Raw genomic sequence first — 25,880 nt, 5'->3', positions numbered from 1 at the left:
GTGACCCACCCGCACCACGCCCCGTCCGAGGTACTGCGCGCCGCGCTCGCCTCCCTCCTCGACGGCCTCCCCACCCGCGCCGCCACCCGGTCGGTCGACCGGCTCATCGGGCACTACCGGGGCCGCACCCCCACCGGGGCGCCCGTCCTGCGCGACCGCTCCGACGTCGCCGCCTACGCCGCGTACCGGATGCCCGCGACCTTCGAGGCGATGCGCGCCGCGCTCGGCGCGCTCGCCACCGCGCTGCCCGGCTGGCTGCCCGGCAGCCACCTCGACATCGGCGGCGGCACCGGCGCCGCCGTATGGGCGGCCGGAGCGACGTGGGACGGGGAGCGGCCCGTCACCGTCGTCGACTGGGCGCGCCCCGCACTCGACCTCGGCGCCGAACTCGCCGCCGCGGCGCCCTGGCCCGCCGTCCGCGGCGCCCGCTGGACCCAGGACCGCATCGGCACGGGCGTCGGCACGGACGTCGGCACGGGCACGGCCCCCACGGCCGGCCTCGTCACGATCTCGTACGTGCTCGGCGAGCTGACCGAGCCGGACCGCGCCGCCGTCGTCGACACCGCGCTCGCGGCGATCGGTACGGCCCCCGGCGGCGCGGTCGTCGTCACCGAGCCCGGCACCCCCGAGGGCTACGCCCGCGTCCTCGCCGCACGCGACCGCCTCCTCGCCGCGGGGCTCCACGTCGCCGCGCCCTGCCCGCACGACGGGCGCTGCCCGATCGAGCCGGGCCGCGACTGGTGCCACTTCTCGGCCCGCGTCGCACGCTCCTCGCTGCACCGGCAGGTCAAGGGCGGCTCCCTGCCCTACGAGGACGAGAAGTTCGCCTACGTGGCGGCCACCCGCGCCACCCCCGAGCGCGTCCCCACGCGCGTCCTGCGCCGCCCCCAGATCCGCAAGGGCCAGGTCATCCTCGACCTGTGCGAGCCCGACGAGGCCCTGCGCCGCGCGACGGTCACGAAGCGCCAGGGCCCCCGCTACCGGGCCGCCCGTGACATCGACTGGGGCGACGCGTGGCCCCCGGCCGAAGCGGCGGAGGACGGCGAGGACGCGGGCGGCGGTACCGAGGACTGAACCGGCGCGGGCCGCAGCTCCTGCGTACAGCACTTCACGCTCCCGCCGCCCTTCACCAGCTCGCCCAGCTCCACCCCCACCGGGTCGAAGCCCCGCTCCCGCAGCGGCCCGAAGAGGCCGTCCGCCTCGCGCGGGAGGACCACGTGGCGCCCGTCCGAGACGGCGTTCAGGCCCAGGGCCAGCGCGTCCGCCTCGGTCGCGAGGAGCGCGCCGGGAAAGAGCGCGGCGAGTACGGCACGGCTGCCGGGCGAGAAGGCACCGGGGAAGTACACGACCTCCTCGCGCTCCGCGTCGAGCACCGAGAGCGCCGTGTCCAGGTGGTAGAAGCGCGGGTCGACCAGTTCCAGGCCGATCGCCGGGCGCCCGAAGTACTCCTGCGCCTCGCCGAGCGCGAGCGGCGAGGAACGGAAGCCGTGCCCGGCGAGCAGCCAGCGGCCCGTCACGGCGAAATCCCCCTCACCCTCGTTGACCTGCACGGGCACGCCGACGTCCGCCCAGCCCCGCGCCGTGAACCACGCCCGGTGCGCCGCGGCCTCCGGCTCCCGCTCGGCGAAGGCGAACCGCGCCCCGAGCACCCGCCCGCCGACCACGGTCGCCCCGTTCGCCGCGTACACCATGTCGGGCAGCCCCGGCTCGGGCGCGAGCACGTCCACCGTGTGCCCGAGCGCCCGGTAGCACGCCACGAGCCCCTCCCACTGCGCGAGCGCCCGCGCCCGGTCCACGGGCGTGCCCGGGTCCATCCAGGGGTTGATCGCGTAACGGACGTCGAAGTGTTCAGGGGGGCACATCAGGTAGTGGCGCGGGCTCGCCTCGCGGGCGCTCGCTGTACGGATCACGGCAACCTCCTCGTACGGGGAGTACGGAGATCACGCGGGCCCGCACCCGGCCGTGCGGCCCGCCGCCGCGCCACCCGGGCCCGGCACGGCCATCGTGCGGCAGCCCCCGCCCACCGGTCTGCGCGCCGAACGGGTGAACGTCGTGACAGGGTGCCCGAAAGGGCCCGGTCCGTGATCACCCCGCACTGGTGGCACCATAGACGGATCACCAGGACGAAGTGAGAGGTGAGATGGGCGCAGCGCACGACCGGCGGCCGGGCAGGCTCACACAGTGGTGGCGGCGTGCCACCGGACAGCCCCCCGGCGGTGAACCCCCCGCACAGGACCGCACCGCGCTGCTGCTCGCCGTCGCCCAGGCAGGGCTGCCGCTCGCCCCCGCCGCGCACCCGGTGGGGCACCGCTGCTCCTGCGAGCGCGTCGGCTGCCCCACGCCCGGCAGGCACCCCGTCTCCTTCGCCTGGCAGACCCAGTCCACGCACGACCGCGCGCAGGTCGAGCGCTGGGCCGCCGCCGCGCCCGAGGCGAACTTCATCACGGCGACCGGCATGGTCCACGACGTGCTCGACGTGCCCCACGGCATCGGCGAGCGGCTCCTCGCCCGGCTCGCCGACAGCGGGGACGGCACGGAGGTCGGTCCCGTCGCGGTGAGCGACGACGGCCGGATGCTCTTCTTCACGGCGACCCGGGGAACCCCGGAGGACGAGGACGAGTACTGGCCCTGCGAACTCGACTCGCACCCCGAGTCGGTCGACGAGCACCCGGGCCTGCGCTGGCACTGTCGCGGCAGCTACGTACTCGTCCCGCCCGCGCGCCTGCCGGGCGACGGCCTCGGCGTGAGCTGGCTGCGCGGCCCCGAACACCCCCTGGTCGACCCGCTCCCGCTCCTGGCCGCCCTCACGGACGCCGAGGCCGTGGCGGCGGGGACACCGGCCGACGAGCAGGGGTGGTGACGGCCCCCCGCGGCCTCAGCCGCCCCCGCGGCCTCAGCCGCCCTCCGCGCCCGTCAGCCCCTGGAGCCGGTTGAGGAAGACGGCGGGACCACCCGAAGCCGGGACCCGCACCGTCGCGTTGGACGTGTACTCCAGCGTGTACGAGCGGTCCACGCGGCCCTTCAGGAGGGGCTTGGCCGCGAGCGGCGGGACGACGGAGACGTTCGCCGCGCCCGTGCGGCGCTCGTAGTGGCGGCTCGCGAAGAAGGCGAGGCTGCCGCCGTCCGCCGTGCGCAGCGCGTACGGGCGGAAGCTGCCCGTGTCGGCGGGCTCGTCGGCCCACTGGATCGTCCAGCCGGGCCGCTCGGCGTTCTTCGCGCGCTGCTCGCGCCAGCCCGTCGTGTGCTGCCCGGGAGCGAAGCGCTCGCCCTTGCCGTCCTTCAGGAACGTCGCGTAGGCGCGGCTCAGCGCCCCCGGCGTCGCCGGGACGACGTACCCGTCCCCGTCCGTACGGAACTTCGGTATCTCGCGCGGGGAGAGGATCGCGAGGTAGGTGGCCCGCCAGTCCGCTTCGGGCCCCGAGCGCGTGAAGAGGAAGAGCCAGCGCGTGTCGCGTGCCGGGTCCTCGTCCACGTCGCGGTTGGTGTCCGTATCGGCGACGAACCAGCGCGGCCAGCCGCGCTGCCTGGGTATCAGGTAGCGCACGTCGGAGACCTCCAGCGGGCTCGCCCTGCGGCCGCTCGACGGGTCCTGGGCCTTGCGCGCGCGCAAGGTGTCCTGCGTGATGGCGCCGAAGGGACCCGCGAGCACGGCCGCGTCCTTCGCCGGGTCGAGGTCGCGCGCCGCCTCGTTGTACGCGGCCCTGAACCGCTTCAGCGCGGTCGCCGCCTCCCCCCGCGTCGCGGTCGGCACGAGCGCCGTCTCCCCGTGCACGGTGACACAGCCGGTGGTGGTCAGCGCGAGCGCGAGCGCCAGGAGCCCGCCCCGCGCCCCGTACCGCCCCCGCACCCCGCGCGCCCCGTACGCCCGCTCACCCCGCCGCAGAAGTCCCCGCATCCTCCGCGCTGCCCTCATCGGCTCCCGTCACCCTCTCCCCGCCGCCCTTGCCCCTGCTGCGCCCGAACCCTACCGGGGCGAGGAAGAGCCCGAGTGCCGGTACGAGGTACAGCGTCCACACCGTGACCTGGAGGACGGTCGGGTCGGGCTGGAAGTTGAGCACGCCCTTCAGGAGCGTGCCGTACCAGGACTCGGGCGGGATCGTGGAGCTGATGTCGAAGGCGAGGTCGGTGAGGCCGCCGAGCCACCCGGCCTCCTGGAGGTCGTGGAAGCCGTAGGCGAGGACACCCGCCGCGACGACGACGAGCATCCCGCCGGTCCACAGGAAGAATTTCGCGAGGTTGATGCGGACCGCGCCCTTGTAGAAGAGCCAGCCGAGGACGACGGCGGTCAGGAGGCCGAGCACGACGCCGATGAGCGGCCCGTGCGTGCCGTCGCTCGACGCCTGCACGGACGCCCACACGAACAGCGCCGTCTCCAGTCCCTCACGGCCCACCGCGAGGAACGCCGTCAGGACGAGCGCGCCCGTGCCCATGACGAGCGCCTTGTCCAGCTTGCCCTGGAGTTCGCTGCTCAGGTGCCTGGCCGTGCGCCGCATCCAGAAGACCATCCACGTCACGAGCCCGACGGCGACGATCGACAGCGAGCCGCCGAGGGCCTCCTGCGCCGCGAAGGTCAGCTCCCTGGAGCCGTAGGTGAGCGCGCAGCCGAAGCCGAGCGCGAGGAGCACGGCGACGACGACCCCGGTCCACACCGGGCGCAGCGCCTCGCGGCGGCCGGTCTTGACGAGGTAGGCGACGAGGATGCAGACGACGAGGCTCGCTTCGAGGCCCTCGCGCAGCCCGATGAGGTAGTTGGCGAACATGGGGGGCCTCTCAGTCCTTGGCCGGTGCGGTGAAGAGCGCGCGCCCCCACCAGTCGTGGGCGTCGCGCACCCCGGGCGGGATCGCGAAGAGCGCCGAACCGACGTGCTGGATGTACTCGTTGAGCGCGTCGTGCCGGGCGAGTTCACGCTGCACGGGGAGGAAACCGGTCCGGGGATCGCGCTGGTACGCGAGGAAGAACAGGCCCGCGTCGAGGCGGCCCAGCCCGTCCGTCCCGTCCGTGAAGGAGTAGCCGCGCCGCAGGATGCGGTGCCCGCCGTGCGCCTCGGGCCGGGCGAGCCGTACGTGCGCGGTGGGCAGCATCGCGCGCGGGGACACCGGGTCGTGCTCGGCGAGCTTCCCGGCGGGCGCCCCGGTCCGCTTCGTGCGCCCGAAGACGTCCTCCTGCTCGCGCAGCGACGTCCGGTCCCACACCTCGATGTTCATGCGGATACGGCGTGCGACGAGGTACGAGCCGCCGGTGAGCCACGTGGGCCCGTCCTTGTCCTGGACCCACACGTGTTCGTCGAGCGCGGCGTGCTCCTCGCTCCCGATGTTGCGGGTGCCGTCCTTGAACCCGAAGAGATTGCGCGGGGTCTCGGCGCCGGGAGTCGTCGACGAGGTCTTGCCGAAACCGAGCTGCGACCAGCGGATCGCGACGGTGCCGAAACCGATGCGCGCGAGATTGCGGATCGCGTGCACGGCCACCTGCGGGTCGTCGGCGCACGCCTGCACGCACAGGTCGCCGCCGCTGCGGGACTTCTCCAGGTGGTCCCCGGGGAAGGCGGGCAACTCCTCAAGTGCTTCGGGCCGTTGGTCTTCGAGCCCGAAGCGCGTGAAGAGCGAGGGCCCGACCCCGAAGGTGAGCGTGAGGCGTGCGGGGGAGAGCCCGTACGCCTCGCCCGTGTCGTCCGGGGGCGCCTCGTCCGCGCCGAACGCCCCTTCGCCGACGGCGTGTCCGGCGGTCATGCGGGCGGCCGCCCTCGTCCACTCCTTCAACAGGGCGACCAGGTCTGCGCGTTCGGTGGTCGTCACGTCGAAGGCGGCGAAGTGCAGACGGTCCTGGACGGGCGTGGCGATCCCGGCCTGGTGGGTGCCGTGGAAGGGCACGGCGGCGGGCGCCGCCCCCGGGTCGCCGCCGTCGAGCGCGACCGCCGTACCGGCCGCCGCGCCCGCGCCGAGCACGAGCCCGGCCCCGCCCCAGCCCAGCACGTTCCTTCTGGAGGGCCGCTCCCGCGCCTCCCGCTCCCTCGCCCCCCGCTCCCGCGCGCTCACTTCCCCACGACCGCCGCGGCGAGCTTCGAGAGCGGCTCGGCGAGCGCGTTGACGCCGTCCGAGAGCTTCTTGCGCTGGGCTTCCTTCACCTTGTCGTAGGGGGTGAAGTCGTAGGAGTCCTTGTCGGGCCGGTAGGCGTCGAGTTGCTTGTCGAGCGCGGCGAATCGGGCGTCCAGCCGGGTGGTCAGCCCGGGGTCGTTGGCCTTCGCGCCCGGCTTCAGGAGCGTGTACGCCTTCTCGGCGCCCTCGACGTTGGCCTTGAAGTCCACGAGGTCGGTGTGCGAGTAGCGCTCCTCCTCACCGGTCACCTTGCCGGTCGCGACCTCGTCGAGGAGGTCCTTGGCGCCGTTGGCCATCGAGGTCGGCGTGATGACGGCGCGGCCGACGCGCTGCTGCCAGTCCTTCAGGTCCGCGTCGAGCCGCGTCGCGAGGGTCTTCTCCTCGGCGCCGATCTTCCCGTCCTCGAAGAGCGCCTTCTCCAGGCGGTGCCAGCCGGTCCACTTCTGGCCCTTCTCCAGGCCGTCCGCGCGCGTGTCGGTCTTCGGGTCGATGTCGCCGAAGGACTCGGCGACGGGCTCGGTGCGCTCCCAGCCGATGCGCGAGGGCGCGTACGCCTTCTTCGCCGCCTCCAGGTCGCCCGCGCGGATCGCGTCCGTGAAGACCTTGACCTTCGGCAGCGTCTGGTCCGCCTGGTCCTGCGCGTAGTCGCGGTACGCGGAGACCGCCGCGTCCAGGCGCGGGTCCCGCTTCGCCGCGGTGTCCTTGCCCGAGACGGTGAGCCGCTGCCGCACGCCGTGCCCGACCATGCCGGGGCGGCAGGCGATCTCGTAACTGCCCGCCTTGACCTCGGCGGTGAGCGTGTACTTCGTGCCGGGGCCGATGTTCTCCTTCTCGGAGACGATCCGCCCGTCGGGCAGCACGATCTCGACCTCGGTCGCGCGCTTGCCCTTGTTCGCGATGGCGAGCGTGACCTTCCCCGCCCTCGCCGTCTTCGCCGTCGTGTCGCAGGCGGTGTCGGCGGCGGTGACGCCGATGGTTCCGTCCTCGCCCGCTTTCGCCGCGCTCTTCTCGGTGCAGGCGGTGAGCCCGCCGAGGGCCAGGGCGCCGGTGAGCACGGCGAGTACGGGACGACGCAGGGGACGCATGAGAGTGCTCCAGGACCACGAGGCGGCGGCCACGCAGGGGCCACCGGGAGGAGGGGAGTGCCGGTGAGGCGAGCCTAATTTAGCTGAGCCTTACCTCACCGGAACACCGGCGTCTCGTGATCTGGCTCTCATTCATGACGAAAGGTCATGAAGAGGTCAAGGAGGGGTTAAGTGCTGGTCTTTTCGGGTCACTTGAGGGAGGCGCGCACGGGGAGCACCAAGGGGCTGCCGGTCGCCGGGTGGGGGATCACCTCGACCGGCTGCCGGTAGACCTCGGTCAGGAGATCCGCCGAGAGGACCTCGGCGGGGGCCCCGTCCGCCGTCACGCGGCCGTCGTGGAGGACGGCGACGCGGTGCGCGTACGCGGCCGCGAGGCCGAGGTCATGCAGCACCACCACGACCGCGTCGCCGGCCGCCGCGCGCTCGCGGCACACGCGCAGGACGAGCTCCTGGTGGCGGAGGTCGAGCGCGGCCGTCGGCTCGTCGAGCAGGACGAGCGGGGCCCGTTGGGCGAGGACGCGGGCGAGCGCGACACGGGCGCGCTCACCGCCCGAGAGCGCCGAGAAGGGGCGCGGCGCGAACCCCGCCGTCTCCGTCGCCGCCATCGCCTCGCGCACCGCCGCCTCGTCCTGCTCCTCGTGCTCCGTGCCCGCCCAGGGCGCGCGGCCCATCCGGACCACCTCCTCGGCGGCGAACGGGAACGACAGCGTCGCCGCCTGTGGCAACACGGCACGGCGCAAAGCGAGTTCGGCCGCGCTCCACTCGCCGGCCGGGCGTCCGAGGATCTCCACGGTGCCCTCGTGCGGCCGCGTGTCCGCGGCGAGCACGGCGAGCAGCGTCGACTTGCCCGCCCCGTTCGGGCCCACGAGCGCGAGCACTTCCCCCGCGCGTACGGGCAGTTCGACACCGCTCAGCACCGGGCGCCCCCCGAGCCCGAGCCCCACACCGTGCGCACGTGCCACCGTCTCGCCCGGCGCCGGCCGCGCGGGCAGCCGCCGGGCGCGGCCGACCGATCCGTACCACCTCATGCCCAGCCTCCTTGCTTGCGACGGGTCCTGCGCAGCAGCCAGAAGAAGAACGGGCTGCCGAAGAGCGCCGTCAGCACCCCGAGCGGCAGCTCGGCGGGCGCGGCGACGGTACGGGCGGCGAGGTCGGCGCCCACCAGGACGAGCCCCCCGCCGAGCGCGCTCGCGGGGACCAGGAAGCGGTGCCCGGGGCCCGCCGCCATGCGCAGCAGGTGCGGCACGAGCAGCCCCACGAACGAGATGATCCCCGACACCGCGACGGCGGCCGCCGTCAGGAGCGCCACGACGAGCACGAGGACGAGTCGCAGCCGCTCCACGTCCACGCCCAGGTGCCGCGCCGGGCGTTCGCCGAGCGCGAGCAGGTCGAGCTTGCGCGCGTACAGCGGCGCCACCGCGAGCCCGATGAGCGCGCACGGCAGCACGGCGAGGACCTTCGGCCACGTGGCCTGCGCGAGGGAGCCGAGCTGCCAGAAGGTGATCTGTGAGACCTGCGCGTTGTCGGCGAAGAAGACGCACAGGCCGATGAGGGCGCCCGCGAAGGCGTTGACCGCGATCCCCGTGAGGATCAGTGTCACGACCTCGGTCCTGCCGCCCGAGCGCGAGAGCGCGTAGACGAGCAGGACCGTCGCGAGGCCCGCGACGAAGGCGAAGACCGAAACCGTCCAGTTCCCCAGGAAGTCGATGCCGAGCGCGATCGACGCGACCGCGCCGACGGCGGCGCCCGATGAGATCCCGATGACGCCGGGCTCCGCGAGCGGATTGCCGAACACGCCCTGCATGAGCGCGCCCGCGCAGCCCAGCGAGGCCCCGACGAGCAGCGCGAGCACGACCCGGGGAAGCCGCACGTTCCACAGCACGCTCTCGCCGACGCGGTCGAGCGCGTGCCCGCCGGCACCCACCTTGTGCGCGAGCGAGGCGAGGAGGTCGCCGAGCGGGATGTGGTAGGCGCCGATGCTCGCGGAGACGAGGCACAGGGCGAGGAGGCCGAGGACGAGCGCGGGCGTGAGGACGCGGGTGACGGGCCGTGGGGCCTTGGCGGGCGCGGGGGCCCTGGCGGGTGTGGGGGGCGCGGGGGGTGTGTCCCGTACGGGCTCCGCTCCCTGCCGTACGGGCTCGTCGCCGTCCCGTACCGCCTCGGTGGCCGTCATCCCCTGCCGCCCTTGCCGGTCTTCCCGTACAGCTGGTCCACGAGCGTCGCGAGGACCTCGTCCGTGCGCGGGCCGTAGTTGAGGAGGACGCCGTCGTCGACCGAGACGACGCGGCGGTCGAGACCCGCGGGGGTCTCGGCGACACCGGGGATCTTCAGGAGCCCGTCGACGCCGCCGACCGACGCGAGTCCCTTGGTCATGACGAGGATCGCGTCCGGTGCCGCCTTCGCCAGCGCCTCGCTCGTGATCGCGGTGAAGTCCTTGCGCAGCCCGGACTCCTTGCCCGCGTCCACCGCGCCCGCCGCCTCCAGGAGCGAACTCGCCCCGGACTCGGCGCCGCCCAGGAGGTACACGGACGCCGTGCCGCGCAGGTACAGGAAGGCGACGCGGGGGTGGTCGGCGTGCGCGGGGATCTTCTCGCGCTCGGCGGCGAGGCGTTCGTCGGTGCGCTTGGCGAGCCGGTCGCCCGCCTCGGGGACACCGAGCGTCCTCGCCACGGCGTGGATGCGCTTGTCGACGTCGTCGAGGCTCTTCGCGGGATCGAGGATCACGAGCGGGACGCCCGCGTCGCGTATCTGCGCGATCGCCTCGGCGGGACCGGTCGTGGACTCGGCCAGGACGAGGGTCGGGTGCAGCGAGAGGACGTTCTCGGCCGAGACGTCGTGCGCGCGCGTCACGAGGGGCAGCTTCTTCGCCTGCTCGAAGGTCGCCGTGACGTCCTTCGCGACGACGTTCCCGCCGAGCCCGAGGCTGAAGACGAGTTCGCTGATGCTCCCCGTGAGGGGCACGATCCGCGAGACGTCCTTCACCGTGACGGTGTGCCCGTCGGCCGACTTCACGCGCGCGGGCAGGTGCGGCGTGGGCTTGTCCGGCAGCGGTTCGACGCGGTCGCGGTGCGCTGCGGCGCTCGCCGACGCCCGGGGGGCGCCCCCGTTCCCCGTACCGCCGGAGCCGCCGTCCGTGCCGCAGGCCGCGACGGCGAGTACGGCGAGCAGAGCGGCGCCGAGCCGGAGGCGGGCCGTGAACGACGGCCTCAGTTGCGTGCGCACCGATCAACCATCCTGTCGTGCTGGGTTCGTGCTGTGTCGTGCGGGAGCCGGGGGGTTCCCGGGACCGCCTGTCATACATTAGGTTAGCCTTACCTCATTGACCAGGGCTTTGCCGGGTTGACCTGTCGTTTCCCTTTGGCCCTCTCCTGTACCGCCGCACGCCCTCCCGGCGCCGTGCGCCCCTTTCTGAAGGTGTCCATGAAGCACGCCTCGCGCCGTCTCCCGGCACGTTCCGGGGCCTTCGCCCTGCCGCTCGCCCTCGCGCTCGCCCTGCTCCCGCTCCACCAGGCGCGGGCCGCCGAGCGCACGGTGAGCGGCGGCCGGCTCGACTGGGGCATCAAGTCCTCGTTCCAGAGCTACGTCACCGGGCCCATCGCGCAAGGCAGTTGGAGCCTGAGCGGTGGGGTCGGCACGGTCGGGGGGAGCCAGTTCCGTTTCCCGTCGGCGACCGGCACGTACGACCCGGACAGCGGCGCGCTGCGCACGAGCTTCGCGGGCGGGGTGCGCTTCGTCGGGCACAAGAAGGGCTCCTCGTACGAACTCGACCTCACCATCAGCCGCCCCACCGTCCGCATCGCCAACGGCGCGGGCACGCTCTACGCCGACATGCGGAGCAAGGCCAAGGGCAGCGGGCAGTGGAGCGACCGCGCCCAGGTCCCGCTCGCCACGCTGAACCTCGGCGGGATCGACACCAAGGGCGGCGGCAGCCCGATCGGCCTCGCCAACGTGCCGGCGACGCTCACCGCGCAGGGCGCGAGCGCCTTCGCCGGGTACTACACGGCCGGTACGGCGCTCGACCCCGTCACCCTCTCCGTCGACGTCCTCGCGGCCGCCGGGTCCAAGGCGCCCGCGAAGAGCCCGAGCCCCGCGAAGAGCCCTTCGCGAAGCCCCGGGAAGGAGACGGCGAGCCCCGCGAAGGCGGGCCGCATCGAGGACGCCGCGCTCGACTGGGGCGTGCGCCGCACGTGGCGCGAGTACGTGACCGGGCCGGTCGCCAAGGGCGAGTGGACCCTCAAGGACGGCGCCCAGGACGGCGGAGCGCTCTTCCGCTTCCCACGCGGCTCCGGTACGTACGAGGCGAAGAACGGCCGTCTCGACGCGGACTTCACCGGCACCCTCCGCTTCACGGGCGCGCACGGCCTCGACCTGAGCCTCGCCGCGCCGCACGTGAAGGTGCGCGCGGGCCAGGGCACGCTCAGCGCGAAGGTGACCGCGGGCGGCGCGAAGGCCCGTACCCGCACCCTCGTCACCTTCGACGCGAAGAAGCTGAGCGGGAGCGAGGGGCTCGTCCTGCTCACCGAGGCCCCCGCGAAGCTCACCGCCGAGGGCGCGGAGGTCTTCGGCGGCGTCTACACGGCGGGCACGGCGATGGACCCCGTCTCGCTCGCCGTCGCCCTGGACGACACGGCGAAGCTCCCGGCCCTGCCCGACATCGGCAGCGACGCCTCCGCGGCGCCGCGGGCCGCCACGACCACTCCTTCCCCCACGGCAAGCCCCGCGGCGGCCGCTTCCGACGGTGACTCAGCGGCCGTGCCGCTCGCGGTCGGCGGCGGGGCCGTGGTCCTGATCGCCGCGGCGGGCACGGCCTACGGGCTCACCCGCAGGCGCAGGGCGCGCGCGGGCGCCGGGGACGCCACCGGGGGGACGACCCCGGGCGAGTGACCCCGGGCGAGTGACCGCGGGCCGTACGCCCCGCGCGCCGCGGCCCCGTCCCCCACCCCCACCACCCACCACCGTCCCCGCGCGGGGACGGTCCACCCGAGGAGCATCACGTCATCATGGCAGTCACCAGACGCCGCAAGACCACCGTCCTGGCGGCCGCCGTCGCCACGGCGGCGGCGCTCGGCACCGGCGCGCTCACCCTGCCCACCGCGTCGGCCGCCGCCCCCGCCGCGGGAGCGCAGGCCATCAAGCTCAAGGACGGCACGCTCGACTGGGGCGTCAAGGAGTCCTTCCGCAAGTACCTCCTCTCGCCCATCGCCAACGGCAAGATCACCGCGGGCGACGGCGCCACGCAGGCGGCGGGCAACGGCCCCTTCACCTTCACGGGCGGCACCGGCACGTACGACACCGCCACCCACGGCACGCACACCGCCTTCAACGGCAGCGTGCACTTCGAGGGCCATGAGGGCGTCCTCGACATCGAGCTGAGCGACCTCCAGGTCACCACGACCACGACGGGCGGCGGCATCTCCGCCGACGTCACGACGGTCACGGACGGCAAGACGACGACCGATCAGGACGTCGTCATCGCCGACCTGAGCCTCGAAGGCATCCGGCCCGGTTCGGGCGCGGGCGGCGCGATGGTCTTCGAGGACATCCCCGCCACCCTCACCGCCGACGGCTCGAAGGCGTTCCAGGGCTTCTACCAGGCGGGCGCCGAACTCGACCCGGCGACCCTCACGGTGACGGCGGACAGCGAGAAGCCGACGGACCCGAGCACGGAGCCCTCGCCGGAGCCGAGCACGGACGACCCGTCCACGGAGCCGTCCCCCGACCCCAGCACGGACCCGGGCACCGATCCCGGCACGGACCCGGGCACCGATCCCGGCACGGACCCGGGCAAGGACCCCGGCGCCCAGCCGACCCCCAGCCCCTCGGCCGACCCGAGCGAGACCCCGGCCGACTCGGGGACCGTCGCCAAGGGCGCCCTGACCTGGGGTCTCAAGGAGTCCTGGCGCACGTACATCGCGACGGGCGGCGGCAGCGAGGTCTCCGGCGGCGCGAAGAAGAGCGGCGAGGTCTTCACCTTCCCGTACGCCTCGGGCACCGTCGACGCCGACGCGAAGAAGGCCGACGTGGCCTTCGACGGCGGCGTGCGCTTCACGTACAAGGCGCACGGCATCGACATGACGTTCAGCGACGTCAAGGTCGTCACGAGCGGCACCAAGGGCACCCTCACGCTCGACGTCACGACTCCGCAGGGCACCAAGGACGACGTCGACTTCGCGAAGCTCGACCTCTCCTCGGCCTCGTACGCGGTCAAGAACGACGTCGTGACGCTCGCTCAGGTTCCCGCGACCTTCACGGCCGCGGGCGCCGCGGCCTTCGCCAACGACACGACCGGCTCGATCTACAAGGCCGGTGACGCGCTCGACCCGGTCACCGTCAGCCTCGCCCTGAGCGATGACGCCGACCTCCCGTCCGGCGGCTCGGACAACGGCAACGGCGGCGGCACGGGCTCCGGTTCGGGCGCGGGCGCGGGCGGTACGGGCTCCGGCGCGAGCGGCTCGGGCTTCGGCACGAGCGGCGGCACGGGCTCCCTCGCCTCCACCGGCGCCGGCCTGCCCACCGGGCCGCTCCTCGGCGGCGCCGCCGCCGTCGTCGCCGCGGGCGCGGGCGCGCTGTACGTGGCGCGCCGCCGCCGCGACACCCTGGCCGAGCAGGCATGACCTGAGGGCGGGTGCGGCGGGGCGGTCCGCTGTCGTCACGTGACAGACCGCCCCGCCGCCGCGCCCTCCTCCCGGCCGGTGAGCGGCCACTCACCGGTCCCGAGGGCCGCGTCCTTCCGTGTCCGTACGCACGTCTCCGTACGGACCGGGAGGCGCGGCCCCTTCGCGTGCGGGCCCGGCGGCCCGAGCGGGCGGGCCCGGCGGCCCGAGCGTGCGGGCCTGGCGGCCTGAGCGTGCGGGCCTGGCGGCCTGAGCGGGCGGGCCCCGCGCCGCCCGTCCGTCCCCTCGTATGCGGTTCAATGCGGGGCATGAGCACACCAGGCACTCCCGCCCTCGACGTCCTGCGGGTCTTCTGCGACGCCGCCGGGCGGTACGGCAACGCGCTCGGCGTCGTGCGCGACGGCGCGCGCGTCCCCGGCGACGCGGAGCGCCAGGCGCTCGCGGCCCGGCTCGGGTACAGCGAGACCGTCTTCGTCGACGACCCCGAGCGCGGCCTGCTCGACATCCGCACCCCCGGCACCGCGCTGCCCTTCGCCGGACACCCCGTCGTCGGCTGCGCCTGGCTCCTGGACCTGCCGGAACTCGCCCCGCCCGCCGGGCTCGTCGAGGCCCGCTCGGACGGCGAGTTCACCTGGATCACCGCCCGCGCCGAGTGGGCGACAGGGCGCCGGCTCGTCCGGTACGGCAGCCCGGAGGAGGTCGACGCGCTGCCCGTGCCCGAGCCCGGGCACGGCTGGCGGTACGCCTGGGCCTGGGAGGACGAGACGGCGGGCCGGGTACGGGCCAGGGGCTTCCCCGGGCGCGGGGACGGCATCGACGAGGACGAGGCGACCGGCTCGGCCGCGCTCGCGCTCACGGCGCACCTCGGACGCGCGCTCAACATCCGCCAGGGCCGGGGCTCGCAGCTCCTCACGGCGCCCGGGCCCGACGGGCTGGTGGAGCTGGGCGGCCGGGTGCGGTTCGCCGGGGCGCCGCGGTGAGAGGGCCGACGCGGCCGAGGGCACGTCGGGGGCGCCCTGGTAAAGGGGCCCTGACGGCGCGACCGGCTGCGGGCAAAGCTTCGGCGAGCTGAGGCAGGGGGCGCGCCCCTCGCGGGGCCCGCGCTCCTTGTGCGCTCGCCGCCGCCCGGGTGAAGCGGCCGTTTCGTGCACGCCCCAGGCCCGTACCACGTGCGATCAAGGGACGAGACCGGGGTGCCGACGCCCCGGTGACGGCCCGGGACCCGCCCGGGCACCGGCACGGAGGAACTACATGCGCGCAACCCGCACGGCCGCCGCTCTCCTGGGCGTCCTGCTGACCGGCACCGTCCTCGCGACCCCCGCGCTCGCGAACGACGAGTCCGGCACCCAGCTCGTCAGCAACGAGGCCGCCGCCGCGTACGCCAAGGGCAAGGTCGTCTCGAAGATCGAACTGAACGTCCGCGAGAAGCCCACCACCAACTCCAAGGTCCTGCGCACCGTCAAGCCCGGCGCGATCATCGAGCTGCGCTGCAAGGTCATCCACGGCCAGCCGGTCGGTGGCAACAGCGTCTGGTACCGCACGGGCTCGAAGGGCTGGGTCGCGGCCCGCTACGTCAAGAACCTGTCCCACGTGAAGCTCTGCACCGACCACTGAGCCCCGTTCGGGACCGGCAAGGCGGCCCGGTACTCCCTGCCATCCGCAGGGGGTACCGGGCCGTCGTCCGTCCGGGCCGCTGGACGGGGGGCGTACGCGGCTCACGCCGCCGCGAGCGGGAACTCCTCGCCGAGCGCCCTGAAGACGCCCGTGTTGAGCGCGAAGGCGCGCCTGCACTCGTCGACGACCCGCTCCTTCTCCACCGCGTCGAGCGGCAGCGCGTCGAGCCGCTCGCGGTAACCGCGCTTGAAGGCGGCCGGGTTCGGGACCGACGCGAAGACGTAGAAGCGGACCCCGTCGCCCTTGCGCGCGAACCCCCACGTCCGCTCCGCCTTGTCGCGGATGATCTGCCCGCCCGAGAGGTCCCCGAGGTAGCGCGTGTAGTGGTGCGCCACGTACCCGCCGGGCCAGCCCGCCGCGCACTCGGCGACGCGCGCCGCGTACTCCTCGGTGGCGGGCAGCGCGCTGAGACCCGCGCGCCAGCCGGGCCCGCGCAGGTGCGCGAGGTCGCGCTCCAGCTCGGGGAGCCTGGCCAGGCCCGGGTCGACGAACGGCCCGGCGACGGGATCGTCCGCGAGCGCGGCGGAGCGCTCCTCCAGGGCGCGGTAGACGAACCAGAGCTGCTCGGTGTAGCGCGCGAAGGCGTCCACGCCGAGTCGACCGCCGAGCAGGTCGCTCATGAAGGTCGAGTTCTCGGCCTCCGTGTGCTGGGCGTGCGAGGCGGTGCGGATGACGGTCGAGAAGGGGGTCTCAGCGGACCCGGCGTCGCTGGGGATGCCGGGGGAGACGTCCGTCGAGGTGTCCAAGGAGGACCTCCAGGGCGTGAAGGAAGTACCGAAGCGTGGGGGAACCAGGCACGATCATCTAACTTAGGCTTGCCTAAGTCAATGGGTTCCCGACGGGCTGTCGGTAAAACTCCGCGCGGCGCGCGCCGCCGCCGTTCGGCTCAGGGCGTCGTGAGGATCTCCGCCCCCGTCGCCGTCACGACGAGCGTCTCCTCGAACTGGGCGGTGCGCTTGCGGTCCTTCGTCACGACGGTCCAGCCGTCGTCCCACTGCTCGTAGTCGTAGGTGCCGAGCGTGAGCATGGGCTCGATCGTGAACGTCATGCCCTCGCGCATGACGGTCGTGGCGTGCGGGCTGTCGTAGTGCGGCACGATCAGCCCGGAGTGGAAGGAGGAGTTGATGCCGTGCCCGGTGAAGTCCCGTACGACGCCGTAGCCGAACCGCTTCGCGTACGACTCGATGACGCGCCCGATGACGTTGATCTGCCGCCCGGGGCGCACGGCCTTGATCGCCCGGTCGAGCGCGGTACGCGTCCGCTCGACGAGCAGGCGCGACTCCTCGTCCACGTCGCCGACGAGGTAGGTCGCGTTGTTGTCGCCGTGCACGCCGTCCTTGAAGGCGGTGACGTCGAGGTTCACGATGTCGCCGTCGCGCAGCACGGTCGAGTCGGGGATGCCGTGGCAGATGACCTCGTTGACCGAGGTGCATAGCGACTTCGGGAATCCGCGGTAGCCGAGTGTCGAGGGGTAGGCGCCGTGGTCGACCATGTACTCGTGCGCGACGCGGTCGAGTTCGTCGGTCGTGACGCCGGGCGCGATGTGCTTCGCCGCCTCGTCCATCGCCCGCCGCGCGATCCGCCCGGCGACCCGCATCCTCTCGACCGTCTCCGCGTCCTGCACCTCGGGCCCGGTGTACGGCGTGGGCGCGGGCTTCCCGACGTACTCGGGGCGCGGGATGTCCTTGGGGACGCCCCGCGGAGGGGAGATCTTTCCGCTTACGACAAATGACTGGCCAGACATGGGGCGAGTCTATGGCGGCCGCGCGCCGGGGGTCCGGGGTGACCGCGGACCGGGAGGCGGAATCCCGCTGCGGAATCCGATCCGACCGAGCGGCCCGATCTCGGGCACGATGGGACCCGGGCCCGGGGGCAGCACCGGGCAGGACCGCGGAAGGACGCAGCGCATGGCTCTCTTCGGCAGGAGCGACAAGCAGGGCAGCGGCAAACCGGGCGAGTGGTACTACTGCCTGGACCACCACAAGGTCGAGGAGGGCCCCCAGTGCCCCTCCAAGAACCGCATGGGCCCCTACGCCACCCGGGTGGAGGCCGAGCACGCGATGGACCGCGCGGCCGAACGCAACCGCGAGTGGGAGAACGACGAGCGCTGGGGCGACGGGGGCCGGCCCGAGGAGGAGTGAAGGGGTGGGGGTGTCCGGCTCGTTCAGCCCGGCTCCGCCGTCGGCGGCTCCCCCCGGGTCCACACCACGTGGACCGTCATCGCGCTGAAGCGCCAGCCCTCCGGCGTGCGGCGCAGCGTGGCCTCCCAGCGGCCGCCCACGACGAAGAGGGGGTCGGCGGCGGGGGAGTGGTGGACATGGACCATGTACGCGTTCCACGAGGCCGTGGCGTCGTCGGTGCCGAAGGTCGCGTCCGTGACGACGCCCGAGGCGAAGTGCTGGGTGCGGGCGAAGCGCAGGAGGGCGGTCTCGGCGGTGCGTACCGCCTCGGCGCCCCGCTTCGCGCCCACCGGGGCGTCCATCCTCGCGTCGTCGGTGAGGTAGGCGCGTGCCCACCCGGGGGTGAACTCGCGGGTGTCGAGCGCCAGGAAGAAGCGGTCGACGAGTGCGGTGATCTCTGCCTGATCCGTTCGCGCGGTCATGGGCAGAGTCTGTGCCCTCAAGCCCGCTTGAGGTCAAGGGGTGGCAAAAAGCGTGTGCCGCACGGCACGTGGCCTCAGGACGGGTCCTCGACCGCAGCCGGTGCCGGTGCCGGTGCCGGTACGGGTTCGGGTTCGGGTACGGGCAGCGGCTCGGCCCGCTTCTCGGCCCTGCGGCGCACCGCGTCGGGGTCCGTGTCCGCGTCGTACCGCACCATCCGCGGCAGTACGGCGGCGAGCAGCCCGACCGCGGCCACGCACGCCACGCCGCCCGACCACAGCGCCGTCCGCGCGCCCGACCAGCCCGCGACCGTACCGCCGCGCAGCTGCCCCAGCTGCGGCCCCGTACTGAAGGACAGGACTTCGATGCCCGCGAGGCGGCCCCGCAGGCCGTCGGGGATCGTCTGATTCCAGATCGTCGAACGCCCGAGCCCGCTCACCATGTCCCCGGCGCCCGCGAGCACCAGGAAGAACAGCAGCAGCCACACGTTCGTGCTCCACCCCGCGGCGGCGATCGCGAGCCCCCACACGGCGGCGCCGCCCGCCACGAGCAGCCCGTGCCTGCGCACCCGCCCGATCCACCCGCTCGTGAGCCCGAGCAGCAGCGAACCCACCGAGATCGCCGCGTACATGAAGCCGAGCGCCCACGGCGCGCCGAGGTCGTCGGCGAGGAAGGGGAAGAGCGCGTCGGGCACCGCGAAGAGCATCGCGGCCATGTCCACCGCGTACGTCCCGAGCAGGACGGGCCGCGACCACGCGTACGCGGCCCCCTCCGCGATGCCGCGCAGCGAGGGCCGCGCCTTCGCCCCCCGCGCGGGCGCGGGGGACAGGCGTCGGCACAACACGACCGAGACCACGAATCCCGCGGTCGTCAACGCGTACGCGGTCGCCGTGCCCGCCGAGGCGACGACGAGCCCCGCGAGCGAGGGGCCCGCGATGGCGCCGAGCTGCCAGCGCAGCGCATTGAGCGCGGCCGCGGCGGGGACCTGCTCGTGCGGGACGATACGGGCGATGAGCGCGTCCAGCGCAGGACGCTGAAGGCCGCTCAGCCCCGAGACCCCGGCCGCCACGACGTACAGCGGCCACAACAGCGGGTGCGGCAGCAGCGCGTTGACGAGCAGCACGGCGGCGAGGGCCCCGAGCCCCGCCTCCGTGAGCAGGATGATCCTGCGCCGGTCGGCGACGTCCGCGAGCGCCCCGCCGTACAGCCCGCACACCACGAGCGGCACCAGCTCGGCGAGCCCCATCGCGCCGACGGCGAACGGCGACCCCGTCAGCTCCTTGATCTGGAGCGGCAGCGCGACCACCGCCATGAAGCCGCCGAGCGACGTGATCACTCCCTGGACCCACAGCCGCCGGAAATCCGGCAGCGTCCGCCACGGCGTCGGATCGGGCAGCACCCGCGAGAGGAAGGTCACGACGGACGACTATGAGGGAGGGGACGAGCGGCGTGCCAGCGATTTTCGGCGCGGAACGCACCCCTACTTGCCAGTAGGCTGCCGCTATGACTACCACGGACGATCACGCGCAGAAGCCGCCCCGCAAGGACCCCTGGGACCTCCCCGACGTCTCCGGTCTCGTCGTCGGCGTACTCGGCGGCACGGGCGACCAGGGGCGCGGCCTCGCCTACCGGCTCGCCCGCGCGGGCCAGAAGGTGATCATCGGCTCGCGGGCCGCCGAGCGGGCCGAGGGCGCCGCCGCCGAGATCGGGCACGGCGTCGAGGGCGCCGACAACGCGGAGTGCGCGCGCCGCAGCGACGTCGTGATCGTCGCGGTGCCCTGGGACGGCCACAAGGCGCTGCTCGAAGCGCTGCGCGAGGACCTCGCCGGCAAGGTCGTCGTCGATTGCGTCAATCCGCTCGGCTTCGACAAGAAGGGCGCCTACGCCCTCACGCCCGAGGAGGGCAGCGCCGCCGAGCAGGCCGCTTCCCTCCTCCCCGGCTCGCGCGTGACGGCGGCCTTCCACCACCTGTCCGCGGTCCTCCTCCAGGACCCCGCCGTCGAGAGCATCGACACCGACGTCCTCGTGCTCGGCGAGGCCCGCGCCGACACCGACCTCGTCCAGGCACTCGCCCAGCGCATCACCGGGATGCGCGGCGTCTTCGCCGGGCGGCTGCGCAACGCGCACCAGGTCGAGTCGCTCGTCGCCAACCTCATCTCCGTCAACCGCCGCTACAAGGCCCACGCGGGCCTGCGCGTCACGGACGTCTGAGTCGCGCCACCGCTCCGGGCCCTCGTGGCAAGCCCCCCGGAGCGGGGCGATCGGGGCATGGGGGACACTGGTCGGGCAGCAGGCCCGCCCGTCCACGACAAGGAGCCACCCCCATGCCCCGCCTCGCGCTCTACGCCCTCGTCGTCTGCGTCCTCGCCGTCGCCGCCGCCGTGGTCTCCTTCACGCAGGGAAGCTGGCTCGGGATCGTGTGGGTGCTGCTCGCCGGGGTCTCCTCCAACATGTGCTGGTACTACGTGCGCCGTGCCAAGGCCGAGCGCCGGGCCACAACGCCCGTCACCGGCTGAGCCACGGACCGGGACTCACCCGCCGAGCGCGCAGAGCGGGTCCCGCTCCACCCAGAACCGGAACAGGTTCCTTCCGCAGTACGTGTCGAACTCCGGCACCCCGAGCGCCCGCAGCAGCCCGTTCATCGCGTCGAAGAACGCCACGTTCACCTCCGGCACCCACAGCAGCGCGAAGACCGCGATGAGCCCGAACGGCGCGAAGGGCTCCACCTGCCGCCGCACGCTCCGTGAGAGCCAGGGCTCGATCACCCCGTACCCGTCGAGGCCGGGCACCGGCACGAAGTTCAGGATCGCCGCCGTCACCTGGAGCAGGGCGAGGAAGCCGAGCGCGTACTGGAAGGACCTGGGCACCCCGTCCAGCGCGTGCAGCCAGAACGGGGCGGTGCACACGACGGCGAAGAGCACGTTCGTGAGCGGCCCCGCCGCCGAGATCAGGCTGTGCCGCCAGCGGCCCCTGATCGCGCCCCGCTCGATGTACACCGCGCCCCCGGGCAGGCCGAAACCGCCGAGGATCACGAAGACCACGGGCAGCACGACGCTCAGCAGGGCGTGCGTGTACTTCGCCGGGTTGAGCGTCAGATAGCCCTTCGCCGCCACGCTCAGGTCCCCGCTGTGCAGCGCGGTCCGCGCGTGCGCGTACTCGTGCAGGCACAGCGAGACGACCCACATCGCGGTGACGAAGAGGAACACGGCGAAGGCCGTCGCGTCCGCGTAGCCGGTCCACACCGCCCAGCCCGATACGGCGGCCACCGCGACGATGCCGAGGAACACGGGGCTGACCCGCCGGTCCGAACGGTCGGGGCGCGAGTGCGCGGTGGCCATGCGGCTGCTCCAGAACTGGGGATCGGGCCCGGCTCGCACACCGGCTCGGGCAAGGGTACGAGGACGGTACCCGCTACGGGCGGGCTATCCCGCCAACGTGCCGCGGTCCCGCCCGGTTCCGCAGGGCGCCCTGCCTCACCCGGCAGACTCAGCGGTATGACACGGCGGCAGGTCTTCTACGAGAGCCGGCAGTTCGAGTGCTGCGGCGAACCCTTCGCGGTGGGCGACACCGTGCGGTGGCCGCTCATGCCGGAGGCACGGGACGAGGGGCCGCAGACCGTCGAGTGCCGGGTCGGGACGGGGGCGCGGCCCGGCACGTGGACTCGGGGGAGGACGCGGAGGAGGGGGACGCCGACGAGGGGGAGGACGCGGAGGAGGGGGACGCCGACGAGGAGGAGGACGCGGAGGAGGGGGACGACGAGGACGAGGAGGGCCCGTCGCTCGACCTGGTGACGCCCTACGGCCCCGTGAGCCTCGCCCGGATCGGGGCGCCGCGCCTCGAACCCGGCCCCGGTCCCGTACGGCTGCGGGGCGAACTCGTCGTCGGCGGCCACGGCACCGGCGGCGATCCCCTTCCGCTCCGGGCGCACCGCATGTGGGTGCGCTGCGAGCCCAAGGTGCCGGACGGGGAGGGTCGCCTCATGCCCGACCCCGACAAGCCCCCGTACCTCCGCGAGGTCACTGCCCCACCGGCCTTCTTCGCCGACCCCGAGCCGCTGCTCGGCCTCCCCGACGACGCCGACACGCGGGACGGCCTCATGACCGGCCCCGTCACCGGCTACCTCCCCGGCATCGACGAGACCGGCATCCTGGTCGAGGCCGAACCGCTCACCGACGGAACCGAAGCCCCCGGCCGATCCCCGTCCTGACCGAACCCCCGCCGTCCTGACCGAACCCCCGCCGTCCTGACCGACCCGCTCTCCCGGCGGAACCGACGCCGCCGCCCGCGCCCGCCCTTCCCGCCGAAGTCCGCCCGCCCCTCCCGCCGAAGCCCGCCCCGTACACAATGGTCCCCGTGTACTACCGCGTCCTCGGCACCACCGCCGCTCTCCGCCCCGACGGCAGCGCCGTTCCCCTCGGCGGGGCGCGGTTGCGTGCGCTGCTCACCGTGCTCGCCGTACGGGCCGGGCGGAGCGTGTCGGCCACCGTGCTCGCCGACGAGGTCTGGGGAGCCGATCCGCCCGCCGAGCCGCAGGCGGCGCTGCAAGCGCTCGTCGGACGGCTGCGGCGCGCACTCGGAGCCGCCGCGATCGTCTCGGAGCCCGCCGGATACCGGCTCGACGTCCCGCCCGACGCCGTCGACCTGCACCGCTTCGGGCGGCTCACCGACGAGGGGCGGGCCGCGCTCGACGCGGGCGAGCCCGCCCGTGCCGCCGGGCTCCTCGACGAGGCGCTCGCGCTGTGGGCCGAACCGCCGCTCGCCGACCTGCCCGACGCCGAGGCCGAGGCCCGCCACTGGACCGAACGGCTGCGCGCGGCCCGTACCGCCCGCTGGGCCGCCGCCCTCGACCTCGGCCACCCCGAGGAGGCGCTGCCCCCGCTCACCGCGCTGTGCCGGGCCCACCCCCTCGACGAACCCCTCCACCTGCTGCGCCTGCGCGCCCTGCGCGACACCGGGCGCCCCGCCGAGGCGCTCGCCGCCTACGCGCGTCTCGCCCGTACCCTCGCCGACCGCCTCGGCACCGACCCCGGCCCCGCCCTGCGCGCCCTGCACACCGCACTCCTCGGCGCGGGCGAGGACGGCCCGGCGCCCGCCGCGCCCGAACGCCCGCGCCCGCCCGCCCCCGGCAACCTCCCCGCCCGCCTCACCTCCTTCGTCGGCCGCAGCGCCGACATCGACACCCTGCGCGCCGACCTCGCGGGCTCCCGGCTCGTGACACTCCTCGGGCCGGGCGGCTCGGGCAAGACGCGGCTCAGCCAGGAGGCGGCCGAGACCCTGCGCGAGCGCGCACCCGACGGCGTCTGGCTCGCCGAACTCGCCCCCGTCACGGACCCCGAGGCCGTCCCCGCCGCCGTGCTCGGCGCGGTCGGCGCACGCGAGACCGTGCTGCGCGGCGCCGGTGCCGAGGAGATCCGCGTCGCGACCGACCGGCAGTACGACGACGTCCTCACCCGGCTCACCGAGCACTGCGCCCCGCGCCGGATGCTCCTCCTCCTCGACAACTGCGAGCACGTCGTCGGAGCCGCCGCGCACCTCGCGCAGGCCCTCCTCGAACGCTGCCCCCGCCTCACGATCATCGCGACGAGCCGCGAACCGCTCGGCGTCCCCGGCGAAGTGCTCCGCCCCGTCGAGCCCCTTCCCGAGCCCGCGGCGCGCCGCCTCTTCACCGAACGCGCAGCCGCCGTCAGCCCCGGCTTCACGCCCGGCACGGAACCCGATGCCGTCGCCGAGATCTGCCGCCGCCTCGACGGCCTCCCCCTCGCCATCGAACTCGCCGCCGCCCGCCTGCGCCTGCTCACGCCGCGCCAGATCGCCGACCGCCTCGACGACCGCTTCCGGCTCCTGACCACGGGCAGCCGCACCGTGCTGCCCCGTCAGCAGACCCTGCGCGCCGTCGTCGACTGGTCCTGGGACCTCCTCGACGCACGCGAGCGCGCCGTGCTCGCCCGCCTCTCCGTCTTCGCGGGCGGCTGCGACCTCGCCGCCGTCGAAGCCGTGTGCGCCGCCCCGGGGGCACCGGCGGCCGAGGTGCCCGACGTGCTCGGCGCCCTCGTCGACAAGTCCCTCGTCACCGCCGCGCCCGCCCCCGACGGCACGATGCGCTACCGGCTCCTGGAGACCGTCGCCGAGTACGCCGGCGGACGGCTCGCCGAGGAAGGCGCCGCGGCGGCCACCCGCCACGCCCACCTCCTGCACTACCGCGAACTCGTCCGCACCACCGACCCGCTCCTGCGCGGCCCCCGGCAGGCCGCCGCGATCTCCCGCCTGGAGACGGAGTACGAGAACCTGCGCCTCGCCCTGCGCACCGCCGTCGAGCGAGGTGAGGAGCAGGAGGTCCTGTGCCTCGTCCTCTCGCTCGCCTGGTACTGGCAGATCCGCGGCCCGCGCGACGAGGCCGTGCACTGGGCGGCCGCGGCCGCCGCGCTCGGCCCCGACCCCTTCGCCGAGGACGCCGCCGAGGCATCGCCCGTACCGGAGAGCTGCACAGCGACACCCCCGCCGTGGACCGGCGCCGTCCTCGACGAGGCCAGGCGCGGCGTGCACCTCATGCACCTCGCCCACATGGACATGGACCTGGAGCGCTGGAACGACCTCGCGGGCCGCAGGCGGCTGCGCCGCGTCACCGAGGTCTACCGCCCCGGCCTCCCGCAGACCTGCCGCCCCCCGGCCAACGTCTGGTTCTTCGCCGTCCTCTTCACCGGGGACATCGGCCTCGTCCGCGAGGTCGCCGACAGCACCGTGCGCACCGCGCGGGAACTCGGCCTGCCCTGGGAACTCGCCACCGCGCTCCAGAACCGCGCGAACCTCCTCGCCAACCGCACGGACCTGGAGGGCGACCCACTCGCCGACGCGGGCGAGGCGCTGCGGATCTTCCGCGACCTGGGCGACAGCTGGGGCGCCGCCGAAGCCCTCGCCGCGCGCGCCGAGGTCCTGGAGTGGCACGGGCGCTTCACCGAGGCCGCCGCCGACTACGAGGAGGCGACGAGCCACGCGACCACGCTCGGCGCGCACAGCCAGACCGGGGTGCTGCGCGCCAGGATGGGCGGCCTCCTCATCGAGTCGGACGACCCCGATGAGGTGGCGCGCGGCGAGAAGCTGCTGCGCGAGATCGTCGGGCAGGGCGGCTCCGTGCCCGTCGAGGCGCGCCCCGTGGCCTACCTCTTCCTTGCCATGCGCTACGCGGGGACCGGTCGTGTCGCCGAGGCGCGGGAGGCGGTCGAGCGGCTGCGCCGCGACTTCGGAAGCGGCTCCTTCGTCCTCCTCGACAGCATGATCGGGCGCCTGGAGGGCTGGCTCGACGCCCTGGAAGGCCGATACGAGGAGAGTCTGCGCCGCCTCGGGCAGGGCATGGACATGTTCTTCGAGGATCTCGCCCTGCTCATGGCCCCGCACCTGTCCGCCGGTCACCTCCTGACCGCCGCCTACGCGCTCGCCCTGCGCGGCACCGCGCGGCGCTCCGCCCCCGACCTGCTCCTCGCCGCGCGGCTCGTCGCCGCCGTGGGCGCCGCGCTGCCCGCCCCCGGCCGCGCCGCCCGCGTCGAACGCGAACTGCTCGCCGGGACCGAGAGCATGATCACGACCGCCACCGAGGACGAGACCTTCCCCCTCGCCGCCCCCGCCGTGCGCACCGCCCGCGCCGAGGGCGCCGCTCTCACCCTCCGCGAGGGCCTCGCTCTCCTGCACACCCTGACCAGGCCCGGCACCGGCGAAGCCGCGCCCCCCGGCACCGGCGAGTCCGCCCCTCCCGGCACCGGCGAAGCCGCGCCCACCGGCCGGGACTGACCGTCCCCGCCGGAGCCGCGGCTTCCGCTCGT

The 25,880-nt window shown here is 74.4% G+C and carries 24 protein-coding genes and 1 pseudogene; 12 read left to right on the top strand and 13 right to left on the bottom strand.

Annotation, left to right across the window (positions count from 1 at the left end):
* Positions 1–1,074: a small ribosomal subunit Rsm22 family protein gene (locus tag ACQYWQ_RS07185; protein ID WP_431039090.1), complete on the top strand. Its 1,074-nt coding sequence runs from the start codon at positions 1–3 to the stop codon at positions 1,072–1,074.
* Here the strand turns inward: ACQYWQ_RS07185 and ddaH are convergent.
* Complete coding sequence (gene ddaH, locus ACQYWQ_RS07180) at positions 978–1,910, bottom strand: dimethylargininase (RefSeq protein WP_431033078.1); 933 nt, start codon at positions 1,908–1,910, stop codon at positions 978–980. The two genes, ACQYWQ_RS07185 and ddaH, sit on opposite strands and share 97 nt — an antisense overlap.
* A 230-nt stretch (positions 1,911–2,140) precedes the next feature.
* Between ddaH and ACQYWQ_RS07175 the strand changes: the two genes are divergently transcribed.
* Positions 2,141–2,860, top strand: a complete 720-nt coding sequence (locus tag ACQYWQ_RS07175) for a bifunctional DNA primase/polymerase (RefSeq protein WP_431033076.1) — start codon at positions 2,141–2,143, stop codon at positions 2,858–2,860.
* A gap of 33 nt (positions 2,861–2,893) precedes the next feature.
* Here ACQYWQ_RS07175 and ACQYWQ_RS07170 read toward each other — a convergent pair whose 3' ends face one another.
* The 7 genes from ACQYWQ_RS07170 to ACQYWQ_RS07140 form a co-directional block, all read right to left on the bottom strand.
* Positions 2,894–3,895, bottom strand: coding sequence for a hypothetical protein (locus ACQYWQ_RS07170; protein WP_431033075.1), 1,002 nt, complete (start codon positions 3,893–3,895; stop codon positions 2,894–2,896).
* Positions 3,870–4,760, bottom strand: a complete 891-nt coding sequence (gene efeU / locus ACQYWQ_RS07165) for an iron uptake transporter permease EfeU (RefSeq protein ID WP_431033074.1) — start codon at positions 4,758–4,760, stop codon at positions 3,870–3,872. Before efeU ends, ACQYWQ_RS07170 begins: the two co-directional genes overlap by 26 nt.
* A 10-nt stretch (positions 4,761–4,770) precedes the next feature.
* Positions 4,771–6,033, bottom strand: a complete 1,263-nt coding sequence (gene efeB, locus ACQYWQ_RS07160) for an iron uptake transporter deferrochelatase/peroxidase subunit (protein WP_431033073.1) — start codon at positions 6,031–6,033, stop codon at positions 4,771–4,773.
* Positions 6,030–7,178, bottom strand: a complete 1,149-nt coding sequence (gene efeO, locus ACQYWQ_RS07155; protein WP_431033072.1) for an iron uptake system protein EfeO — start codon at positions 7,176–7,178, stop codon at positions 6,030–6,032. Before efeO ends, efeB begins: the two co-directional genes overlap by 4 nt.
* Before the next feature lie 188 nt (positions 7,179–7,366).
* Complete coding sequence (locus tag ACQYWQ_RS07150; RefSeq protein WP_431033071.1) at positions 7,367–8,206, bottom strand: heme ABC transporter ATP-binding protein; 840 nt, start codon at positions 8,204–8,206, stop codon at positions 7,367–7,369.
* Positions 8,203–9,351 carry a FecCD family ABC transporter permease gene (locus ACQYWQ_RS07145; RefSeq protein WP_431033069.1) on the bottom strand — a complete coding sequence of 383 codons (1,149 nt, stop codon included), beginning with the start codon at positions 9,349–9,351 and terminating at the stop codon, positions 8,203–8,205. The genes ACQYWQ_RS07150 and ACQYWQ_RS07145 overlap by 4 nt, the downstream gene beginning before the upstream one ends.
* The gene (locus ACQYWQ_RS07140) at positions 9,348–10,400 is read right to left on the bottom strand and encodes a heme/hemin ABC transporter substrate-binding protein (protein WP_431033068.1); all 1,053 of its coding nucleotides are present in this window, start codon (positions 10,398–10,400) and stop codon (positions 9,348–9,350) included. The genes ACQYWQ_RS07145 and ACQYWQ_RS07140 overlap by 4 nt, the downstream gene beginning before the upstream one ends.
* 198 nt (positions 10,401–10,598) lie before the next feature.
* Here ACQYWQ_RS07140 and ACQYWQ_RS07135 point away from each other — a divergent pair, with 198 nt between their 5' ends.
* The 4 genes from ACQYWQ_RS07135 (at position 10,599) to ACQYWQ_RS07120 (ending at position 15,406) form a co-directional block, all read left to right on the top strand.
* On the top strand, positions 10,599–12,062 hold the full coding sequence (locus ACQYWQ_RS07135) for an HtaA domain-containing protein (protein ID WP_431033067.1): 1,464 nt from the start codon (positions 10,599–10,601) through the stop codon (positions 12,060–12,062).
* A 116-nt stretch (positions 12,063–12,178) separates the two neighbouring features.
* Positions 12,179–13,792 carry an HtaA domain-containing protein gene (locus ACQYWQ_RS07130; protein WP_431033066.1) on the top strand — a complete coding sequence of 538 codons (1,614 nt, stop codon included), beginning with the start codon at positions 12,179–12,181 and terminating at the stop codon, positions 13,790–13,792.
* A 308-nt stretch (positions 13,793–14,100) separates the two neighbouring features.
* The gene (locus ACQYWQ_RS07125) at positions 14,101–14,772 is read left to right on the top strand and encodes a PhzF family phenazine biosynthesis protein (protein ID WP_431033065.1); all 672 of its coding nucleotides are present in this window, start codon (positions 14,101–14,103) and stop codon (positions 14,770–14,772) included.
* Between the two features lie 271 nt (positions 14,773–15,043).
* Positions 15,044–15,406, top strand: a complete 363-nt coding sequence (locus ACQYWQ_RS07120) for an SH3 domain-containing protein (RefSeq protein ID WP_431033064.1) — start codon at positions 15,044–15,046, stop codon at positions 15,404–15,406.
* A 101-nt stretch (positions 15,407–15,507) separates the two neighbouring features.
* On the opposite strand, the gene ACQYWQ_RS07115 is transcribed toward ACQYWQ_RS07120, so the two are convergent.
* Both ACQYWQ_RS07115 and map read right to left on the bottom strand, forming a co-directional pair.
* Positions 15,508–16,182 carry a heme oxygenase (biliverdin-producing) gene (locus ACQYWQ_RS07115; protein WP_431039089.1) on the bottom strand — a complete coding sequence of 225 codons (675 nt, stop codon included), beginning with the start codon at positions 16,180–16,182 and terminating at the stop codon, positions 15,508–15,510.
* Between the two features lie 170 nt (positions 16,183–16,352).
* Entirely contained in the window at positions 16,353–17,210 is an 858-nt protein-coding gene (map, locus tag ACQYWQ_RS07110) for a type I methionyl aminopeptidase (RefSeq protein ID WP_431033063.1), read from the bottom strand.
* Between the two features lie 163 nt (positions 17,211–17,373).
* On the opposite strand from map, the gene ACQYWQ_RS07105 reads away from it, so the two are divergent.
* On the top strand, positions 17,374–17,607 hold the full coding sequence (locus tag ACQYWQ_RS07105; protein WP_431033062.1) for a hypothetical protein: 234 nt from the start codon (positions 17,374–17,376) through the stop codon (positions 17,605–17,607).
* 23 nt (positions 17,608–17,630) lie between these two features.
* On the opposite strand, the gene ACQYWQ_RS07100 is transcribed toward ACQYWQ_RS07105, so the two are convergent.
* Together ACQYWQ_RS07100 and ACQYWQ_RS07095 are read right to left on the bottom strand one after the other, a co-directional pair.
* Complete coding sequence (locus ACQYWQ_RS07100) at positions 17,631–18,068, bottom strand: nuclear transport factor 2 family protein (protein WP_431033061.1); 438 nt, start codon at positions 18,066–18,068, stop codon at positions 17,631–17,633.
* 74 nt (positions 18,069–18,142) lie between these two features.
* Positions 18,143–19,462: an MFS transporter gene (locus tag ACQYWQ_RS07095; RefSeq protein WP_431039088.1), complete on the bottom strand. Its 1,320-nt coding sequence runs from the start codon at positions 19,460–19,462 to the stop codon at positions 18,143–18,145.
* A 107-nt stretch (positions 19,463–19,569) separates the two neighbouring features.
* Here ACQYWQ_RS07095 and npdG point away from each other — a divergent pair, with 107 nt between their 5' ends.
* Both npdG and ACQYWQ_RS07085 read left to right on the top strand, forming a co-directional pair.
* A complete protein-coding gene (npdG, locus tag ACQYWQ_RS07090) occupies positions 19,570–20,277 on the top strand; it encodes an NADPH-dependent F420 reductase (RefSeq protein ID WP_431033060.1) in 708 nt (235 codons plus the stop codon).
* Positions 20,278–20,390: 113 nt separating this feature from the next.
* Positions 20,391–20,582 carry a hypothetical protein gene (locus ACQYWQ_RS07085; protein WP_431033059.1) on the top strand — a complete coding sequence of 64 codons (192 nt, stop codon included), beginning with the start codon at positions 20,391–20,393 and terminating at the stop codon, positions 20,580–20,582.
* Between the two features lie 15 nt (positions 20,583–20,597).
* Here ACQYWQ_RS07085 and ACQYWQ_RS07080 read toward each other — a convergent pair whose 3' ends face one another.
* The gene (locus tag ACQYWQ_RS07080) at positions 20,598–21,404 is read right to left on the bottom strand and encodes a site-2 protease family protein (RefSeq protein ID WP_431033058.1); all 807 of its coding nucleotides are present in this window, start codon (positions 21,402–21,404) and stop codon (positions 20,598–20,600) included.
* 156 nt (positions 21,405–21,560) lie between these two features.
* On the opposite strand from ACQYWQ_RS07080, the pseudogene ACQYWQ_RS07075 reads away from it, so the two are divergent.
* From ACQYWQ_RS07075 to ACQYWQ_RS07065, 3 genes and pseudogenes are all read left to right on the top strand, one after another.
* Positions 21,561–21,659 (top strand): annotated as a pseudogene (locus tag ACQYWQ_RS07075) (DUF6578 domain-containing protein); the annotation flags it as partial.
* Between the two features lie 62 nt (positions 21,660–21,721).
* A complete protein-coding gene (locus tag ACQYWQ_RS07070; RefSeq protein ID WP_431039412.1) occupies positions 21,722–22,273 on the top strand; it encodes a hypothetical protein in 552 nt (183 codons plus the stop codon).
* Positions 22,274–22,410: 137 nt separating this feature from the next.
* Entirely contained in the window at positions 22,411–25,848 is a 3,438-nt protein-coding gene (locus ACQYWQ_RS07065) for a BTAD domain-containing putative transcriptional regulator (RefSeq protein ID WP_431033057.1), read from the top strand.
* Positions 25,849–25,880: the final 32 nt, after the last annotated feature.

Origin of the sequence: Streptomyces sp. P6-2-1 (genome assembly GCF_050613165.1) — a bacterium.
In the GTDB taxonomy this organism is placed as follows: Bacteria; Actinomycetota; Actinomycetes; order Streptomycetales; family Streptomycetaceae; genus Streptomyces.
This window is presented reverse-complemented; position numbering and strand designations above follow the sequence as displayed.